This window comes from Microbispora sp. KK1-11, from assembly GCF_006874435.1.
Classification (GTDB): Bacteria; Actinomycetota; Actinomycetes; order Streptosporangiales; family Streptosporangiaceae; genus Microbispora; species Microbispora catharanthi.
This window is the reverse complement of the sequence record NZ_VIRJ01000108.1, coordinates 1-857: the sequence shown is the minus strand read 5'-3', so window position 1 is coordinate 857 and position 857 is coordinate 1. Positions and strand designations below refer to the sequence as shown.

1 protein-coding gene and 1 pseudogene are annotated in these 857 nt (G+C 70.6%); both read left to right on the top strand.

The window, feature by feature from the left end:
* Positions 1-686, top strand: a 686-nt coding sequence (locus FLW16_RS42935) for a Gfo/Idh/MocA family protein (protein ID WP_142566722.1), incomplete at its 5' end; no start/stop codon positions are given.
* 31 nt (positions 687-717) lie between these two features.
* A pseudogene (locus FLW16_RS45845) lies at positions 718-857 on the top strand (sugar phosphate isomerase/epimerase); the annotation flags it as partial.

Genomic DNA, 857 nt, shown 5'->3' with positions numbered 1-857 from the left:
ACGTGCGGGCGCAGTACCTGCAGGACTGGATCGTCGACCCGGAGTTCCCCCTGGTCTGGCGGCTCCAGAAGGACAAGGCCGGGTCCGGCGCTCTCGGCGACATCGGCGCCCACATCATCGACACCGCGCAGTTCATCGTCGGCCGGTCGCTGACGGGGGTGAGCGCGCTCACCGAGACCTTCGTCAAGGAGCGCCCGCTCGCCGAAGGGTCGAGCGGCCTGGCCGGCGAGGGCGGCACCGGTGAGATGGGCGAGGTGACGGTGGACGACGCGGCGCTGTTCATCGGCCGCTTCCAGGGCGGGGCGCTTGCCTCGTTCGAGGCCACCCGCTTCGCCACCGGGCGCAAGAACGCGCTGCGCATCGAGGTCAACGGCTCCCTGGGGAGCCTGTCCTTCGACTTCGAGGCGATGAACGAGCTGTGGTTCTACGAGGCCGCCGAGCGGGACGCCGGGTTCCGGCGGATCCTCGTCACCGAGCCGGACCACCCGTACGCCGGGGCGTGGTGGCCGCCGGGCCACGGCCTCGGCTACGAGCACACCTTCGTCCACGAGACCAAGGACTTCCTGGAGGCGATCGCCGCCGGCACCGACCCCGCGCCGTCCTTCGAGGACGGGCTGCGGGTGCAGCGGGTGCTCGCCGCGGTCGAGGAGAGCGCCGCCGCCGGGTCGAGCTGGACCTCGGTGTGATTGTCCACATGGTTGTGAGAGCGGGAGTGAGATGACGCGACCGATCACGTTGTTCACCGGGCAGTGGGCGGACCTGCCGTTCGAGGAGGTCTGCCGGCTGGCCTCGGAATGGGGCTACGACGGCCTGGAGATCGCCTGCTGGGGCGACCACTTCGAGGTCGACAAGGCCCT